This is a genomic window from Haloarchaeobius amylolyticus (assembly GCF_042678045.1).
Classification (GTDB): Archaea; Halobacteriota; Halobacteria; order Halobacteriales; family Natrialbaceae; genus Natrinema; species Natrinema amylolyticus_A.
On sequence record NZ_JBHUDI010000001.1, the window covers coordinates 43,357 to 59,857 of the forward strand.

The 16,501-nt window shown below is 65.1% G+C and carries 16 protein-coding genes; 8 read left to right on the top strand and 8 right to left on the bottom strand.

Going from position 1 to position 16,501, the window contains the following annotated elements:
• Positions 1–179: 179 nt before the first annotated feature.
• Both psmB and psmA read right to left on the bottom strand, forming a co-directional pair.
• Positions 180–884 carry an archaeal proteasome endopeptidase complex subunit beta gene (gene psmB, locus ACFR99_RS00205; protein WP_390283132.1) on the bottom strand — a complete coding sequence of 235 codons (705 nt, stop codon included), beginning with the start codon at positions 882–884 and terminating at the stop codon, positions 180–182.
• On the bottom strand, positions 877–1,617 hold the full coding sequence (gene psmA / locus ACFR99_RS00210) for an archaeal proteasome endopeptidase complex subunit alpha (RefSeq protein WP_390283134.1): 741 nt from the start codon (positions 1,615–1,617) through the stop codon (positions 877–879). Before psmA ends, psmB begins: the two co-directional genes overlap by 8 nt.
• Positions 1,618–1,931: 314 nt before the next feature.
• Between psmA and ACFR99_RS00215 the strand changes: the two genes are divergently transcribed.
• The 8 genes from ACFR99_RS00215 (at position 1,932) to ACFR99_RS00250 (ending at position 11,146) form a co-directional block, all read left to right on the top strand.
• Positions 1,932–3,170 carry an NRAMP family divalent metal transporter gene (locus tag ACFR99_RS00215; protein WP_390283136.1) on the top strand — a complete coding sequence of 413 codons (1,239 nt, stop codon included), beginning with the start codon at positions 1,932–1,934 and terminating at the stop codon, positions 3,168–3,170.
• A gap of 153 nt (positions 3,171–3,323) precedes the next feature.
• Positions 3,324–4,103, top strand: a complete 780-nt coding sequence (locus tag ACFR99_RS00220) for a sulfite exporter TauE/SafE family protein (protein WP_390283137.1) — start codon at positions 3,324–3,326, stop codon at positions 4,101–4,103.
• 64 nt (positions 4,104–4,167) lie between these two features.
• Entirely contained in the window at positions 4,168–4,596 is a 429-nt protein-coding gene (locus ACFR99_RS00225) for a universal stress protein (protein ID WP_390283139.1), read from the top strand.
• Between the two features lie 130 nt (positions 4,597–4,726).
• The gene (locus tag ACFR99_RS00230) at positions 4,727–5,986 is read left to right on the top strand and encodes a hypothetical protein (RefSeq protein WP_390283140.1); all 1,260 of its coding nucleotides are present in this window, start codon (positions 4,727–4,729) and stop codon (positions 5,984–5,986) included.
• Positions 5,983–6,987: a two pore domain potassium channel family protein gene (locus ACFR99_RS00235; RefSeq protein WP_390283142.1), complete on the top strand. Its 1,005-nt coding sequence runs from the start codon at positions 5,983–5,985 to the stop codon at positions 6,985–6,987. Before ACFR99_RS00230 ends, ACFR99_RS00235 begins: the two co-directional genes overlap by 4 nt.
• Positions 6,988–7,117: 130 nt before the next feature.
• Complete coding sequence (locus tag ACFR99_RS00240; RefSeq protein ID WP_390283144.1) at positions 7,118–9,571, top strand: DNA topoisomerase VI subunit B; 2,454 nt, start codon at positions 7,118–7,120, stop codon at positions 9,569–9,571.
• A gap of 49 nt (positions 9,572–9,620) precedes the next feature.
• A complete protein-coding gene (locus tag ACFR99_RS00245; RefSeq protein ID WP_390283146.1) occupies positions 9,621–10,712 on the top strand; it encodes a DNA topoisomerase IV subunit A in 1,092 nt (363 codons plus the stop codon).
• A 128-nt stretch (positions 10,713–10,840) separates the two neighbouring features.
• A complete protein-coding gene (locus ACFR99_RS00250; RefSeq protein WP_390283148.1) occupies positions 10,841–11,146 on the top strand; it encodes a hypothetical protein in 306 nt (101 codons plus the stop codon).
• A 101-nt stretch (positions 11,147–11,247) separates the two neighbouring features.
• On the opposite strand, the gene ACFR99_RS00255 is transcribed toward ACFR99_RS00250, so the two are convergent.
• The 6 genes from ACFR99_RS00255 to ACFR99_RS00280 form a co-directional block, all read right to left on the bottom strand.
• Positions 11,248–11,952, bottom strand: coding sequence for an MBL fold metallo-hydrolase (locus ACFR99_RS00255; RefSeq protein WP_390283150.1), 705 nt, complete (start codon positions 11,950–11,952; stop codon positions 11,248–11,250).
• 73 nt (positions 11,953–12,025) lie between these two features.
• Complete coding sequence (locus ACFR99_RS00260; protein ID WP_390283152.1) at positions 12,026–12,763, bottom strand: fumarylacetoacetate hydrolase family protein; 738 nt, start codon at positions 12,761–12,763, stop codon at positions 12,026–12,028.
• 64 nt (positions 12,764–12,827) lie between these two features.
• Positions 12,828–13,676, bottom strand: coding sequence for a sugar phosphate isomerase/epimerase family protein (locus tag ACFR99_RS00265; protein ID WP_390283154.1), 849 nt, complete (start codon positions 13,674–13,676; stop codon positions 12,828–12,830).
• 84 nt (positions 13,677–13,760) lie between these two features.
• Positions 13,761–14,747: a UbiA family prenyltransferase gene (locus ACFR99_RS00270; protein ID WP_390283156.1), complete on the bottom strand. Its 987-nt coding sequence runs from the start codon at positions 14,745–14,747 to the stop codon at positions 13,761–13,763.
• A gap of 1 nt (position 14,748) precedes the next feature.
• Positions 14,749–15,579, bottom strand: a complete 831-nt coding sequence (locus ACFR99_RS00275) for a sugar phosphate isomerase/epimerase family protein (protein ID WP_390283158.1) — start codon at positions 15,577–15,579, stop codon at positions 14,749–14,751.
• Between the two features lies 1 nt (position 15,580).
• Complete coding sequence (locus tag ACFR99_RS00280; RefSeq protein WP_390283160.1) at positions 15,581–16,381, bottom strand: TatD family hydrolase; 801 nt, start codon at positions 16,379–16,381, stop codon at positions 15,581–15,583.
• Positions 16,382–16,501: the final 120 nt, after the last annotated feature.

The window sequence follows — 16,501 nt, forward strand, 5'->3', positions numbered from 1 at the left end:
AAAACCTGCTTTCGGGTAGTGGTCCGCCCCTAATAAAAGTCACGTGTACGCGCGCGAGCGCGAGCAGTCGGCCCGCCGACAGAACGATCGGCCGAGAGAGAACACGGCCGGAGACGGCCAGTACAGGGCCGATCACGTCTTGCGTGTGGCCGATGTCTGACCCGTCTTATCCGGCAGCGTTAGATTACCGCGTCGAACTCCTCGTGACCCTCGATCTCGACTCCCTCGGCGGTGATCTCTGCGAGGAAGACGCCGTTGCCGGAGCCGGTGTCGCGCTCGACGGCCGATTTGATCGCGCGGGCCGCGACCGACTTGGCGTCCTCGAGCGAGAGGTCCTCGGCGTACTCCTGCTCGAGCAGGCCGTAGGCCAGTTGCATCCCGGAGCCAGTGACGGTGTAGTCGTCTTCCATGACGCCGCCGGCAGGGTCGATACTGTAGACGTGGCTCCCCTCGTCGTCGACGCCGCCGAGGATGGGGTTGATCGCCCGGAACGGGCCGCCACGGGCGAAGTTGCCAGCCAGCGTCGCCAGCGCCTCGATGTCCATCGACTCACCGCGACGGGCTTCGTAGAGGTCGACCTCAGAGCGCAGCGTCCGGATGAACGACTGTGCGCCGCCGACCGAGCCGACGAGCGTTAACGCGCCGGTCGGGTGGATCTGCTCGACCTTCTGGACGTTCTTGTTCGAGACGAATCGGCCGCCGAGGCTGGCACGCATGTCCGTCGCGATGACGACGCCCTCGTCGGTCGCGATGCCGATCGTCGTCGTGCCGGTCTTGTTGACGGTGTCGCCGTCGTCACCCGCCCGGCTGCCGTTTGGAAGCGACCCCAGTTCGGGCTCGTACGGCGACGGGTCGGCGTTGCTTTGTGGGGCCCAGTTATTCATCGCTTTCCTCCATGTCGATCTCCGAGACGATCGACTCGAGGCGGTCCTCAGCGACCGAACTGAACGACTCATCGTCAGTCGTGATCGTCGCAACGTCGACATCTTCGGCGGCGACGACTTCCTCTTCGGGTTCGCTGAGCGCGCTCACGGCGAGTTCGATGCCGCCATCCACGTCGAGATCGGACTGGTAGTTGTCCTCGAGATAGCCCTGAATGACGTCACGGTCGCCGCCGATAGCGGCCGCCTTCCACTCGTAGTCCGTCCCCGAGGGGTCGGTCTCGAACAGTTTCGGCTCGCCGTCCTCGATCCCGCCGACGAGCAGTGCGACGCCGAACGGGCGTGCACCGCCAGTCTGCGTATACTCCTGAATGTGGTCGGTGATCGAGCGCGTCAGCGTCTCGACGCCGATCTGCTGGCCGTAGCGCAGCTGTTCGCCCTGTGCGCGTCGTCGCGCGAGGTCGACGAGCTGGCGCGCGTCGGCGACGTGGCCGGCGCTTGCGACGCCGACGTGATCGTCGGCCTTGTGGATCTTCTCGACGCTCGAGCGTTCCATAAGCGGGGAGCTGACCCGGCGGTTGGCGGCGAGGACGACGCCATCGGGTGTGCAGAGCCCGACGCTTGCGGTACCGCGTTTGACTGCCTCGCGTGCGTACTCGACCTGGTAGAGGCGTCCATCCGGGGAGAAGATGGTGATTCCCCGGTCGTAGGCCTGCTGCTGAGATTGTCCTTGCATAGGTTATGGTCTTCACCTCGGGTAATAGATAGAACTGTATAGGCCTTGGTCTGAAGGCAACTTCCTCTGCCACGGCTCGCTGGCGTCGGAAGAACCCCACGCTCGCGGTAATATAGTATTACTTTTGACTGTAATCTAAAACACTGTCTGCTATCTCAAGCTTTCCGCTGAACCGAATCCCAGGCTTCGTGTCCGGTACAGAGTTCCGTCATACAGTCCACAGGTCAGACGCCGTCCGCTCCCCCTCGAGGCTCGAGGCTGGTTGCGCGCTCGAGGGCTCGAGACACCTGTCCGTTTTCGGAATCATCCCACACATGGAAGAACACAGTACCGCAGTGGACGTTCCTGTCGAAAAGGCAAAAGAAACCATTCATCAATACGGGCTCGGTCTTCTCTTTGCGGCGAATATCTTCGGAGCCGGGTCCGTCTACATTCTGACGCAAGCGGGTGTCGGCTTCGGCTTCGGCCTGTTGTGGGTCCTGCCGCTGGCGCTCGGCGTCGGATTGACGATGCACGAGATGTCCGCCCGACTGGCCGCGAAGAACGAACCGCTGATGGACTACATTCGGGACGTGATCGGGCCGACGGCGGCGAAGCCGTTCGCTATCGGGATCGGTTTTATCATGCAGTTCTGGAGCGTCGCCAACTACGCGCTCGCTGGGGCTGCACTGGTCTTTCTCACCCCGCTTTCGAACCTGTACGTGGGGATCGTCGTCATGGCCGCGCTCGGGATTTCGCTCGTCGAACTCCGGGTCTACAGCCGCATCGAGGGCGTCATCGCCACGCTCGTCCTGGCCATCTTTGCCTCGTACCTGCTCATCGTGGCGAACCTCCAGCCGCCAATGGGTGCCGTTGCAACCGGGTTCGTCCCGACGGTCTCTGGCGACATCAGCTATCTGACGATGATCATCGCACTGCTGGGGACGACGGTCTACTATCCGAACTTCTTCATTCAGACGAGCATGCAACACGAGAAAGACTGGACGGACGTCTCCCGGTACCGCAAGGACCACACGGTCGGGCTGGCCGCCGTGGTCGCGCTGAGCGCGACGGTCATCATTGCGGCGGCGATGGCCGTCCCCGACGAGACGCTGACGTTGACCGCACCAGCCCAGCCGCTCGTCGACATGATCGGCCCGTGGGTACTCGGCATATTCGTCCTCGCGGTCGGTGCGGCGTCCTTTACGAGTGCGACCGGGACGCTGTTCGCCGCCGGCTTCATGATCCCACAGTCCTACGAACTGACGACCACGTTCGGCGACATGCACTTCCGGCGAACCGTCCACTTCCTGATCGGCCTCTCGGTCCTCCTCGCGATCCCGATCCTCGCGTTCACCGAGTTCACGCCAGTGAGACTGGCACTGTTGATGCCCGCGGTCAACGGCGTCGTCGGCCTGCCGATCACGGCGCTGGCACTGTTCGCGGCGATCGAACGCTACGTCGATCCGAGCCGCCTTGAGCGAGCGCTCTTCCTCGTGGTCGTAGCCCTGATGTTCCTCGTCTCGCTCGTGACGGCCGAATCGCTGGCGCAATCGATCATGGACCTCCTCTGAGACGGGCTGCTGTCACTGGGTCCCGGCGCACTCACATAGCGGATCGTGGATGCGCCGACGCTAACTGACAAGGGGTCATCTGAAGGGACTCGTTTGCAACCCGAAGAGTCAGGGGTCCCGGGACGGACACGTCGGTCACGGTGCTCCGTCCCGATGCTCGAGCTTCCGTTCGGCCTCTCGCTGGTCCTGTTGCTCGTCTCGATCGCGTTCTTCTCGGGGATCGGCATCACCACCATCGGCCCCGGCGGGATCTTCGTGACGATCGCGTTGTACTCGCTGACGCCGCTGGCCTCGAGTCAGGTCGCCGGCACCGCCCACGCGACGTTCGTCGTCACGGGGCTCGTCGGGAGCGCAGCCTACCTCCACTCCGGGGAGATGAACACCGGCGAGAGCCGTGCGATCGCGATCGTCCTCAGCGGCTCGAGCGTCCTCGGCGCGCTCGCTGGAGCGTCGATCAACCAGTTCGTTCCGCGCTCCGTCTTCGGGCTCCTGCTGGGGGGCGTCGCGATGGCCGTCGGCGGGGTCATCCTCTATCGCGAGCGGCGGGGGTTTAGCCCGATCTACGACCTCGAGCCGCTGACCCGCTTCGGACAAGCGGTACTCGCGGGGCTCGGGTTCGCCCTCGGGGTCGCCAGCGGCCTGCTGGGGATCGGCGGACCGGTGCTCGCCGTCCCCGCACTGGTGCTCGTCGGCGTCCCGATGTTGCTCGCCGTCGCCGTCGCGCAGGTCCAGTCGATCTTTATCGCGACGTTCGCGGCCTCAGGCTATTTCCTGCAGGGAAACGTCCTCGTCCCGCTCGCGGTCGTCGTCGGCACGCCGCTGTTGCTCGGCGTCGTCGTCGGCTGGCGCGTCGCCCACGTCGTCGACCCCGAGCGACTGAAGATCGCGCTGGGAATCGTCCTCCTCGCCGTCGGCCCCTACCTCGCGCTGTGACTGGCCACGGTGCAAGTGACGGATCCAGACTGAAGGCGACGCGCGTGGACGTCGGACTGTCCTCATGCCACCGCGGATCCTCGTCCCGTTCGACGACTCCGAGCCCGCTCGCGAGGCGCTCGCGTACGCGTTCGACCTGTTTCCCGACGGGGAGTTCATCGTTCTCGCTGTCGTCGATCCCGCTTCGATGCCGTCGATCCCGAACACCGCGGACGACGTCGACTCAGGCCACGATCCCGAGGAGTTGCTCGACGACGCCGCCGACCAGTTGACCACGGCCGTAGCCATCGCCGACGAGCACGGAATCGACGTCGAAACCTGGACGCGAACGGGATCACCGGCCCAGGAGATCATCGAGTGCGCCGAACGCGATGCCATCGATCACGTCGTCATCGGCAGCCACGGCCGCTCCGGCGTCGCGCGGATCCTGCTCGGCAGCGTCGCCGAGGTCGTCGTCAGACACTCGCCCGTCCCGGTCACCGTGGTTCGGTGACCGGTTCGACGCGGCTGGCCGTTCGGAGACCTCGAGATGGCGGGCAGCGAACGCTTTCGTTCGCGTCGATGACCGGGAATGGCAGATTCCGGCACAATCCCCTTCCCTGCCGTCCCTGTACGACGAGCCGATGCTTCCGTTCGTCGCGATGGCGATCGCTCTCATCGGTGGCATAGTGGTCCTCGAGGTTGTGTCGTATCGAGCGCTCGAGCGGCTCCCCTCGGTCGCCACCGAGGAATTTCCCGAGATCGACCGGGAATTACTGGGGAAGTTCAGCAGCTTCGACCCCGAACTCGGGTGGGCACCCCAGCCGAACCGGGAGAAACAGAAGGACACGGGCGACCACCTCCCCGGGGAAGAGGTCCGCAGCGTGGTAACCTACTCGACCGACGAGTACGCGAGTCGGGTCTGTCCCGCGAAAGACCGGGACGAGAGCGCCGACACCACGGTCTCGACCTACGGTGATTCCTACTGTTTCTGCCGGGAGGTCGACAACGACGAGACGTTCCAGCACTACCTCGCGACGGAACTCGACACTCACGTCGCCAACTACGGCGGCGGCAACTACGGGCTCGATCAGGCGCTGATGCGCCTCAAGCGCACGTATCCCGAGGACCCGACCGACCACGTCTTCATGGTCGTCACCGCCTCCTCGATCGCGCGCATCCTGAGCGTCTGGAAACACTACCAGGAGTTCGGCAACATCCTGGCGGTCAAACCCCGGTACGTGCTGGGTGACGACGGCCTCGAGCGCATCGAGAGCCCGGTCGACGAGAAAGAAGAGCTGCTCGACCTCGAGTCCGAGGCCGACTTCCTGCGCGAGTACGACTTCCACTACGATCACTGGTTCGAGCCGCACTTGGCGACGCGGCCCTACACCACGGATTTCCTCGAGAAAGGTGAACACCTCCGATACGCCGGCTACACGGCCGGGAAGGAGCTCGAGCGTCGCCTCGGTCGATCGATCCCGGAGATCGACTTCGATCTGGCCCAGACGCAGTCGGCGCTGCGGCTGGAACAGCCCCGGGTGCGATATCACGAGCGGCTGTTCGAGACCCACGAACCCCTCTTCGATGCGCTCATCCGGGAGTTCGTCGACTACGCGGACGAACGGGAGTTCGAACCGGTCTTCGTGATGGTCCAGCAACTCCGCTACGCGAAATACGAGGCTGAACACGGTCCGATCTACGGCGACCTGATGGAGCGCCTCGACGAGCGCTACGACGAGCTGACGACGATCGACATGGCGACCCACCTCTCGCCCGACGACGGCGACGTCGAGTCGCTGTACGTCGAGCGTGGAGAGGGTGGCCACTACAGCCCCGAAACGAACGCGGAAATCGCGGACGTGCTGGCCGACGTCGTCGAGCAGCGAGCGGTCGTCGAATGAACCTGATCTACCTCGCCGTCGGCATCGCGTTGCTCGTCGGTGGGATCGTCGACATCCTCTGGACGACGCTGTGGGTCGACGGCGGCTCGGGACCGATCTCCGGCCGACTCACGACAGGTGTCTGGAGAGGCCTCCGGGTCGTGACGCGAAATCACGACCGGGCGCTCAGTCTCGCCGGCCCGCTCATTCTCACCCTGACGCTCGTGCTGTGGATCGGCCTCATCTGGATCGGCTGGACGTTCATCTTCGCCAGCTACCCGACCGCGCTGGTCGACACGCGCACTGGCGGGACTGCCGACTGGTGGGGGCGGTTCTACTACGTCGCCTACACGATGTTCACCGAGGGGAACGGCGACTACACCCCGCTGTACGGCGGCGACGTCTGGGAAGTCGCCAGCGCGTTCACGACGGCCACGGGCATGGCCTTCGTCACGCTCGGCGTCTCCTACGTCCTCACCGTGCTCGGGGCCGTCTCCGACAAGCGAGCCTTCGCCAGCACCGTCACGGGACTGGGCGGCCGGAGCGAGGCGTTCGTCCGCGCGGGCTGGAACGGCCAGAACTTCGACGGCCTCGAGTTGACCCTCGAGACGCTCGGCTCGGAGCTGAGTACCCTCGCCGAACAGCACAAATCCTATCCGATCTTGCACTACTACCACAGCGAGAAAGGGGAACGCGCCTCGGCCGTGGCCGTCCCCATCCTGGACGAGTCGCTCACGCTCTTCCGACACGGGATTCCGGACGAGGATAGCCCCGATCCGGCGGTCGTCGAGACTGCCCGCTCAAGCGCCCAGAGCTACCTCGAGACGCTCGACGAGTCCTTTATCGAACCCGCTCCGTCGGTTCCCCGCGCGCCGGACCTCGATCGGCTCCGCACGGACGACATCCCGACCGTCTCGGATCCGGCGTTCGCCGAGGCGCTCGCGGAGCTAACCGACCGTCGGCGGCACTTGCTCGGCGTCGTCGAAGCCGACGCGTGGGAGTGGCCACCGCTCGAGGAGTGATGCCGTTCGCGACCTCGCGACCACTGCAACCGGGGTCGCGAGCCCCGATCACCCGCCGGTGACCTGTTACCGATTCACTTTCACTCCGGTAGCGCACACCTTTTAGCCCCGCCGTTAGTACAGGGAGACGATGACGTCGTTCCAGTCGACACTCGGTGACGAGCCGGGGATCGCCGAGGAGCTGGCCGAGAGCCAGCAGTCGATCTCCATCGCCGAGTTCTTCGAGAAGAACAAGCACATGCTCGGCTTCGACAGCGGCGCTCGAGGCCTCGTCACGGCCGTCAAAGAGGCCGTCGACAACGCTTTAGACGCCGCCGAGGAAGCGGGCATTCTCCCGGACGTCTACGTCGAGATTCAGGAAGCCGGCGACTACTATCGCCTGATCGTCGAGGACAACGGCCCGGGACTGACGAAAGAATCACTCCCCAAGGTGTTCGGGAAGCTTCTCTACGGTTCTCGCTTTCACGCACGCGAACAATCCCGCGGCCAGCAGGGAATCGGGATCTCCGCCGCCGTTCTCTACTCGCAACTGACCAGCGGCAAGCCCGCCAAGATCACCAGTCGCACCCAGGGTTCGGAGGAGGCCGAGTATTTCGAGCTCATCGTCGACACCGACGAAAACGAGCCCGAGATCAGCGTCGAGGAGACGACCACCTGGGATCGGCCCCACGGCACCCGCATCGAACTCGAGATGGAGGCCAACATGCGCGCCCGCGGGCAGCTCCACGACTATATCAAGCATACGGCGGTCGTCAACCCCCATGCCCGCCTCGAGCTGCGCGAACCGCAGGAACACTTCAAATTCGAGCGCGCGACAGACCAGCTGCCGGAGGAAACCGAGGAGATCCGCCCCCATCCCCACGGCGTCGAACTCGGCACCGTCATGAAGATGCTGGCGGCGACCGACTCTCAGACGGTTTCTGGTTTCGTCCAGGAGGAGTTCACCCGCGTCGGCAAGAAGACTGCTGACTCGATCATCGACGCGTTCCGCGACCGCCACTACGGCCGCGAGATGCGCTGGCGACCGCCGGCCGACCACGAGGAGATCGATCTCAACGCCGCAGTCGAGGACGCGACGGCGAACAAGGGTCCCGACGCGACGACCGCCTTCGCCGATGCCATCGCCGACGCGGTCGCAGACGAGGACCGCATCGCTCACCACGAACTGCTCGCGGCCGTCGACTCGGCCGCCGAAACGGTCGCGGACGACCACGGAACGACGTTCGGCGACACTGTCCGCGAAAACGCCGTCGAGGCCGTCTGGCTCGCGCTCATCGACGCTTCCGAGGCGGACGACGCTGACGCAGCCACCGGCGCGGACGGCGACTCACGGCTGGTCGCCGACCTCTACGAACTCGCGGACGGCGCGACGAGCACGCGGAAAGACGACGAGACGATCCACGCCTTCGCGGACCGGCTCGCAGGGAAATTCGAGGACCTCGAGGACGATCGCCACCGACTCACACGCGAAACGCTCCGGGAGTTCGTCGACCGAGCCGCGGATCTGACCGAGGAGTACGACGAGGTCTCCTTCGGTGAGACGGCCCGCGAGAACGTCGTCGAGGCCGTCTGGGACGTCATGGCGACGGTTCCCGACGATCCGCCGCTCGTCCGCGAACTGAACGGCGACCGCGACGCCACCAGCAACCTCGTCGATGCGATGCGCGCGACCGACATCATGGCGCCGCCGACGCGATGTCTCTCGCCGATCTCCGAGGAGCTCATCACCGCCGGCTTAGAGAAGGAATTCGACGCCGATTTCTACGCCTCTGCGACGCGCGACGCGGGCGTCTCTGGCGGCGATCCGTTCATCGTCGAGGCCGGCATCGCCTACGGCGGCGAGTTGTCCGCCGAGGGAACCGCCGAAGTCATGCGCTTTGCCAACCGCGTGCCGCTGGTCTACCAGCGCGGGGCCTGTGCGACGACGGACGTGGTCAAGTCGATCGGCTGGCGCAACTACGGCCTCGACCAGCCCGGCGGCTCCGGGCTGCCCAACGGGCCGGTCGTGATCATGATCCACGTCGCCTCGACGAACGTGCCCTTCACCAGCGAGTCGAAAGACGCCATCGCCAACGTCCCCGAGATCGAAGACGAGATCGAACTCGCGATCCGCGAGGCAGCACGCGATCTCAAGAGCTATCTGAACAAGCGCCGGTCGATGCAGCAACGCCGGAAGAAACAGAACGTCCTCGGGAAGATCCTCCCCGAGATGGCCACGAAGGTCGCCGAAGTCACCGGCCGCGATGAACCCGACATCGACGACGCGATCGCCCGCATCATGAACAACGTGCTCGTCGAGCGGCAAACCAAAGCGAACGGTGACGGCCAGGCCGTTTCCGTCGTCGTCGAGAACAACTCGAGTACGAACGAATCGCTCGAGATCACCGAAATCGTCTCGGCCGAACCGACGAACCTCTCCGACGGCGCGACCGTCGTCGAGATGGACGGCGAGTGGTTCGTCAAGTGGGAACCCGAAGTGGGAAGCGACGACGAGGCCACGCTCGAGTACGAGGTACCGGACGACGCGACGTTCGATCTGGACGTCAAAGGCGTCGAAAGTGAGAAACTAACGGTGTCATCATGAGCGTGCGAATGATGGCTCGTGACGAGCGAAGTAAAATCACGGAGACACAATGAGCGCAGACGATACGCAGGAGGCCAGAGAGCAGCTGATCGATCTCGCGGCACAGTTCTACGACCAGTTCGAACTCGGCGAGATCCCGCACATGTCCGTCCCGACGCGGACGAAGAACAACATCGAGTACGACGAGGACAAAGACGTCTGGGTCTACGGCGACCGCGAGTCGACTCGGTCGGCCAACTCGGTTCGGGGCGCACGCAAGCTCCTGAAAGCGGTCTACACCATCGAATTCCTCGCCGACCAGCTCGAGGAGGATCGCTCTTCGACTCTGCGTGAACTCTACTACCTCTCGGAGAGCTGGGACAACAAGGAGGCCCAGTTCTCGGATCAGGACGAATCGAACGGGCTCATCGAGGACTTGGAGATCGTCTCGGGAGTCACTCGCGAGGACTTCCACATGCGTCCCGAGGAGTCGGGCGCGACGATCATGGGACCGCTGCACCTCCGTGAGCAGACCCGCCGCGGCGAACGCGAGATCCACTGTCAGAAAGACGTCGGTGAAGGCGGCTACCAGATCCCGAACAACCCCGACACGATCGACTTTCTCGACTGTGACGCCGACTTCATCCTCGCGGTCGAGACCGGTGGGATGCGTGACCGGCTCGTCGAGAACGGTTTCGACGAGGAGTACAACGCCTTAATCGTCCACCTCAAGGGCCAGCCCGCGCGGGCGACCCGCCGGATCACCAGACGGCTCCACGACGAACTCGACTTGCCGGTCACCGTCTTCACGGACGGTGACCCGTGGTCGTACCGCATCTACGGCTCGGTCGCCTACGGCTCGATCAAGTCCGCCCACCTCTCGGAGTACTTAGCGACCCCCGAGGCGCAGTTTATCGGCATTCAACCCGCCGACATCGTCGAGTACGACCTGCCGACCGACCCGCTCTCGGATTCGGACGTCAACGCCCTGGAGAGCGAACTCGAGGACCCGCGCTTCCAGACCGACTACTGGGAGGAACAGATCGAACTGCAACTCGATCTCGGGAAGAAGTCCGAACAGCAGGCGCTGGCGTCCCACGGGTTGGATTTCGTGACGGAGACGTATCTCCCCGAACGGCTCGGTGAGATGGGTGTTCTGTAGAACCTCCTTCGAGTCGCGATTCCAACGCTGATTTTCGACGGCTGTTAAAAGGAGATTCGGCGTCGCCCTGTGTCTGCAGGTGCAACCGGTTCCAGTCTGCACGGCCTCTCGTCGTCTAGAATCGTGCTATGGCGGATGACAAAAACAGCGAACGGCCGATGCACAGCGACCCGAACGAGGAGGCGATAGACGAGCCGACGACCTCCGGCGCACAGGAGGCCGACGAGACGGCGTGGATGATGAAAGAGGGTGTCTCGGTCGGACTGATCTCGATCGCGGCCGTCCTCGTGCTGGCGCTGGGACTGCTGCAGTTGACCGGCCTCGTCGACGTCCTTGCGCCGGTGGCCGACACCGAGCTCGGGCAGTGGCTCGCGTTCGGTGTTCTAGTTCTGATCGTTCTCGCAGCGTTCGGCTGGTCGCGTGTCGGCGTATGAAGACCGCCGGGGTTGCACTTATACGGACTTCTGTCAGTGGGTACCGGCGCACCCGCGACCAGTCCTGCGGGTGCGCCGGGACAGCGGGACAGCAGACCGTATCACTCGTCGAGGACGACCGGCACGCCGCGGCGTGCGACGTCGACCACGAACGCGTCCGCATCGGTTTCGATCGCCGCGAACGTATCGTAGTGCACTGGGAGCACGAGATCCGGCTCGAGCCGCTCGGCCAGCGCTGCTGCCTCGTTTCGATCCATCGTGAACGTGCCGCCGATCGGTGGCAGAAAGCAATCGACCGGCACGTCCTCGTGGACGGGGAGAACGTCGGTATCTCCGGGCCAGAACGTGGTGACGCCGTCTATCGTGATGCCGAAGCCACAGCCCTGGCCCTCAGGATGATAGGGTCGTCCATCGGCGTCCGTATGCGGGCCTGCAGGATCGTTGTACGCCGGCGTCGTGAACAGATCGAGCGGCCCGAGGACGAACGACTCGTCCGCGCCGACGCGTTCCACGTCGAACGGCAGGGCCGTTGGATCTTCGTCGACGCGGTCGCTCTCGATGGCGTCGATCGACTCGTGGACGACGACCAGCGCGTCCTCGTGGGCGACCCGTCGGATCGAGTTGGGATCGTAGTGGTGGTCGTGGCTGACGAGGATCAGATCCCCGTCGCGGGGCTCGAGTCCGTCCAGGACGCCGTACTCCTCGGGTCCGGGATCGATGTAGACGACGGCGCCAGTCTGGCCTTCGAGGCGGACGGTCGCGAGGCCGAACCAGTCGACGGTGACGGCGTCGAAGCGGACGGTCATGTGAGATCGTTTTTCGAGCGGGCCGAAAAGTGTTCGACTCGCCGGCGCTCCTGTCCGGCTCTAGAATCTCGTCTCAGGGCCGGCGGATCGAGTGTTCGAGCGTGCCCACGCCCTCGACTTCGATCTCGATCTCGTCGCCGTCGGCGAGCGGCCCGACACCTTCGGGCGTGCCGGTCGCGATCACGTCGCCGGGCTCTAAGGTGAGATAGGTCGTGATCTCGGCGATCAGTTCGGGGATCGAGAAGATGAGTTGCTCGCGGGAGCCGTCCTGTTTGAGTTCGCCGTTGACGCGCGAGCGGACGGCGGCATCAGCAGGCACCTCGTCGGGTGTCGCGAGCACCGGCCCCATCGGCGCGGCGCCGTCGAAGGCCTTGCCGCGGACCCAGTTTTGTTCTTGATTCTGGTCGTCACGGTTCGAGATGTCGTTGACACAGGTAAAGCCCGCGACGACGTCCATCGCGTCGGCTTCGGGGACGTGGCGACACTGCTCGCCGATGACGACGCCGAGTTCGGCCTCGTAGTCGATTCGCTCTTTCCCTGCTGGCGCGGTGACGGTATCACCGTGCCCGGCGAGAGCGTTCGGTGGCTTCAGGAACAGCATCGGCCGGTCGGGGAGATCCGACCCCATCTCGTCGGCGTGGTCGGCGTAGTTGCGACCGATACAGACGATCTTCGAGGGCTCCGACGGCGGGAGGACGTCGATATCGTCGCTCTCGAGGTCGTAACTCTCGTTCGCGAAATGAACGGTTCCGTTCTCGTACTCGCCGCGGCGGACTGCGCCGGCTGGATCGCGAAAGCGGACGTATTTCATGCTCGGTGGAACGGTCGCGGGGGATAAAAAGGATTGAGAAGGCGGTCAGTGTACGGCGTTCGTATCAGACGTACGACTCGAGCGCCGCGGCGGCCTCTCGAGCCGCCCGATCGGGCTCGTCGGGGTAGGTGTAGAGTTCCAGCGTCACGAACCCGTCGTAGCCGACGTCCTCGAGGGCGTCGAAGATTGCCCGGAAGTCGAGGTCACCCTCGCCGGGGATCCGGTGGTAGTGTTTTCCCCGGCGGCCGCCGACAATGTCCTCGAGGTGGACGCCCGTGATCGAGCCCGCACTGCGGCGGATACTCTCGGCGACGTCCTCGCCGTAGACGGCCGCGTGGCCGACGTCTAAGTTGACGCCCAGCGACTCCCGACCGATGTCGTCGATCAACGCCAGCACCTCCTCGGTGTTCTCGACCAGCAGTTCGGGTTCGAATTCGATACCGACGTCGATGTCACGTGGCTCGGCGTAGTCGAGGATTTCGTGGAGCGACTCGCGGAGATAGTCGTGAGCGTTCTCGGGCAGGGTTCCCGGTAGCGGACGGCCGGTCGCCAGACAGACTGCCGGCGCGTCGACGGTTTCGGCGAGGTCGATCGCCCGCTTCGTATAGTCGATGCGCCACTCGCGAGCCTCGTCGTCGGCGCGGATCACGCTCGGTTCGAAGAAGGCCGACGGCGGCGCGTCGTCGTAGTAGCCCATCGCGGTGTTCGCGTTGACGTTGGAGACGGCGAGGCCGGTCTCCGAGAGCGCCTCGAGCAGCGCCTCGCGGTCCGCATCGCCGAAGCCAGGGAAGTAGGCGTGGGGCTCGTCGCCGAGCAGTTCGACGCCAGCGTAGCCGTGGTCGGCGATCCGGCGGACCGCCTCGGAGAGGTCGTATTCGGTGTACGCGTTCGTCGAGAAAGCGAGATCGACCATCGGTTCACCTGTCGTACACTGACACGCTACTAATTCGTTTGCCCGTCGTGCCCGTTCGGCGGTGCTACTGCCGGACAGGACGAATCACGTCACGTCGAACACACGCGAGAGTCCGACCGCCGGAACGAGGAAGACGGCGACAGCGGCCGCCCACCGAACCCCGGCAGCGGCGGCGAAGGCCGTATCGAGCAATACGAGGCCAAGGACGCACGCGCCGACCGCGGGCCCGACGGTGCTCGACACCGGGTCGGCGGACGCGGTTCGCAACGGCCGTCCGACCCACCAGCAGAACGCGGCGGCGAACCCGATGGCGACGCCGGTCTCGAGCGGGGGCGGCTCGAGGGCCACGAGGTACCAGCCGACGGCGAGCACTGCCACGGCTGCACCACCACCAGCTGCCGCCACGGCGCCCCGATTCCCGCCCTCGGTCTCGCTGTCGGCCATGAACGTGACGGTGGCGATGTAGGCGGTGACGACCGCGGAAACGGCCAGCACTCGAGCGGGGGCCGCGAGCACGGCGCTCCCGGCCGCGGTCGTCCCCAGGAGGACGTTCAGCCCGCGCGTCGCGCCCATCGCGAGGAAGCCGGCAGCGGTCCCCTTCAGGAGGCCGTCGTAGGCGACGACCGCGGCAGCGACCAGTCCGGCAGCGATGGCACCCGGGCCGGCCGCGGCGACGAACGCGACCCCGACCGCGACGGCCAGTAGTCCGAACCCGAAACCGAACGCAGCGGGACGCGACACGTGGCCGGCAGGGATGGGACGCTCCGGTCGTTCTCGAGCGTCGATCGGCGCGTCGAAGGCGTCGTTGAGCGTCGTGCCGCCGGCATAAAGGAGGACGGACGCGAGCGCGACCCCTGCGACCGCGATCGGAGACGGATCGGAGCCGGCGACAGCCACCAGCGCGGCGCCGAGAATTACGTCCGGCGGTGCCGTAAACAGGTTCGGAAGCCGGACCAGTTGGGCGTACGCACCGAGGGACCCTCGGCGCTCGCTTCCGGTCGGAGTGGAACGGCGCTCGTCGTTGGCCGCATCGGCGTTCTCGGGGCGATCCGACGACACGCCGCCGGCCACCCTACGCCCACCCGCGTTCCTCGAGGTACGCCATCGCCTCCCGCGCGGTCTCGACCGGCGTCTCCTCGTAGGGATAGAGTTCGACGGTGACGAAGCCCTCATAGCCCCGATCCGCGAGTGCGCCGAGGAAGGCGTCGATGTCCATCGCGCCGTCGCCGAGTTGCGTGTGTTCGTGGGTCCGGTCGGCCGGGATGTCCTCGAGGTGATAGTGTTCCGTGTGCTCCCAGAGCGGGTCGATCAGATCGACCGGGTCCGCGCCGACACAGTAGAAATGACCGGCATCGAAGTTGCACTTCACGCAGTCGGCGTCGACGCGCTCGAGCAGGGCCAGGAACTCGTCGCCGGTCTCGATCAGGAGATCGGGCTCGGGCTCGACCAGCAGGTCGACACCGACCTCGCGGGCTTTCGGGACGACTTCTTGGAGGCTGTCGACGAAGGTGTCTATCGCCCATTCGCGCGACTTGGCCTCGGGGATCGGCCCGCCGGGTTCGATCGAGATGTAGGGCAGGCCGAGATCTGCCGCGGTCTCGAGCGCTGCGAGCGTGTAGTCGATCCGCTTTCGCCGGTAGTCCGCATCCGGTTCGATGTAGGAGGGGTGATGGAAGTCCTCGATCGCGGTCAGCATGAAGGCGTTGCCGTTGCTGACGGCGATCCCGTGGCGCTCGAGGGCGTCGGCGACGCGCTCGTGGTCCGCATCGGTGGCGGTCGGCGGATACAGGTGTGGTTCGTCGAGCAGTAGTTCGACCCCATCGTAGCCCGCGTCAGCGATCGCCTCGATGGCGTCCTCGAGTTGATACTCCCGGAAGGCGTTGGTGGAAAAGCCGAACTGCATCTCAGGCCTCGTAGTCGAAGTTCGGGGACTGATCGAAGAACTCGTAGGGGTTCTCGAAGACCACCTTGCGGACCTCCTCCCGGTCCCAGCCGCGGTCGAGCATCTCGTCGCGCGCTTTCGGCACTGCCAGCGGGTCCGAGGGGTCCCAGTCGGCAGCGCTGTTGAAGATCATGTTGTCGGTGCCGTACTCCTCCAACAGGTCGATCGCGGACTCGGCCTCGATCTTGCCGGGGTAGAGCGTAAAGCCGAGCCAGCAGTCGGTTCGCGACGAGATATCGATCGTGTTCTCGGTGTTGTGATCGATGATGATCCGTTCCTGGGTGACACCCATCTCCTCGATGATCTCGACGATGCGTTCGGTCCCTGACGGCTTGTCGGTATGGGGGGTGTGGACGATAACCGGCAGCTCGCGATCCTCGGCGAGTTCGAGCTGGCGGCGGAACGCCCACTCCTCGTCGTCGGTCACCTGGTCGAATCCGATCTCGCCGACGCCGACGACGGGATCGCGCTCGAGGTACTCCGGAATCCGGTCGACGACCGCCTCGGCCATGTCGCGGTAGTTGGCTTCCTTCGGCTCGAGGCCGATCGTCACGTAGTGGTCCATGTTGGCGGCCCGCTCGGCACGGTCGGTCTCGTGGTCGATGATCTGCTCGAAGTAGTCGAAGAACGCGCCTGCGTGGTGCTTGTCCTGGCCGCTCCAGAAAGCCGGCTCGATACAGCACTCGATGCCCGCTCGCCGCGCTCGTCGGTAGTCCTCGGCCGAGCGCGAGACCATGTGCATGTGAGGATCGATGATCCGCATAGGGGCCGTCCGATGACTGAACGGTTTGGTGCACCGATCGTTCGAGGCCCAAAGCCGATGTTGATCGCCGGAAACGACGTGGCTCCGATATTGGAATGATGTGTTGTGACATGCCAAAAA

Excerpts from the sequence above, each read along its gene's own strand:
- psmA (WP_390283134.1), bottom strand. The coding sequence starts at position 1,617 with ATGCAAGGACAATCTCAGCAGCAGGCCTACGACCGGGGAATCACCATC.
- ACFR99_RS00250 (WP_390283148.1), top strand. The coding sequence starts at position 10,841 with ATGGCGGATGACAAAAACAGCGAACGGCCGATGCACAGCGACCCGAAC.
- ACFR99_RS00240 (WP_390283144.1), top strand. The coding sequence starts at position 7,118 with ATGACGTCGTTCCAGTCGACACTCGGTGACGAGCCGGGGATCGCCGAG.
- ACFR99_RS00230 (WP_390283140.1), top strand. The coding sequence starts at position 4,727 with ATGCTTCCGTTCGTCGCGATGGCGATCGCTCTCATCGGTGGCATAGTG.
- ACFR99_RS00245 (WP_390283146.1), top strand. The coding sequence starts at position 9,621 with ATGAGCGCAGACGATACGCAGGAGGCCAGAGAGCAGCTGATCGATCTC.
- ACFR99_RS00260 (WP_390283152.1), bottom strand. The coding sequence starts at position 12,763 with ATGAAATACGTCCGCTTTCGCGATCCAGCCGGCGCAGTCCGCCGCGGC.
- ACFR99_RS00255 (WP_390283150.1), bottom strand. The coding sequence starts at position 11,952 with ATGACCGTCCGCTTCGACGCCGTCACCGTCGACTGGTTCGGCCTCGCG.
- ACFR99_RS00265 (WP_390283154.1), bottom strand. The coding sequence starts at position 13,676 with ATGGTCGATCTCGCTTTCTCGACGAACGCGTACACCGAATACGACCTC.
- ACFR99_RS00280 (WP_390283160.1), bottom strand. The coding sequence starts at position 16,381 with ATGCGGATCATCGATCCTCACATGCACATGGTCTCGCGCTCGGCCGAG.
- ACFR99_RS00235 (WP_390283142.1), top strand. The coding sequence starts at position 5,983 with ATGAACCTGATCTACCTCGCCGTCGGCATCGCGTTGCTCGTCGGTGGG.
- psmB (WP_390283132.1), bottom strand. The coding sequence starts at position 884 with ATGAATAACTGGGCCCCACAAAGCAACGCCGACCCGTCGCCGTACGAG.
- ACFR99_RS00220 (WP_390283137.1), top strand. The coding sequence starts at position 3,324 with ATGCTCGAGCTTCCGTTCGGCCTCTCGCTGGTCCTGTTGCTCGTCTCG.
- ACFR99_RS00215 (WP_390283136.1), top strand. The coding sequence starts at position 1,932 with ATGGAAGAACACAGTACCGCAGTGGACGTTCCTGTCGAAAAGGCAAAA.
- ACFR99_RS00225 (WP_390283139.1), top strand. The coding sequence starts at position 4,168 with ATGCCACCGCGGATCCTCGTCCCGTTCGACGACTCCGAGCCCGCTCGC.
- ACFR99_RS00275 (WP_390283158.1), bottom strand. The coding sequence starts at position 15,579 with ATGCAGTTCGGCTTTTCCACCAACGCCTTCCGGGAGTATCAACTCGAG.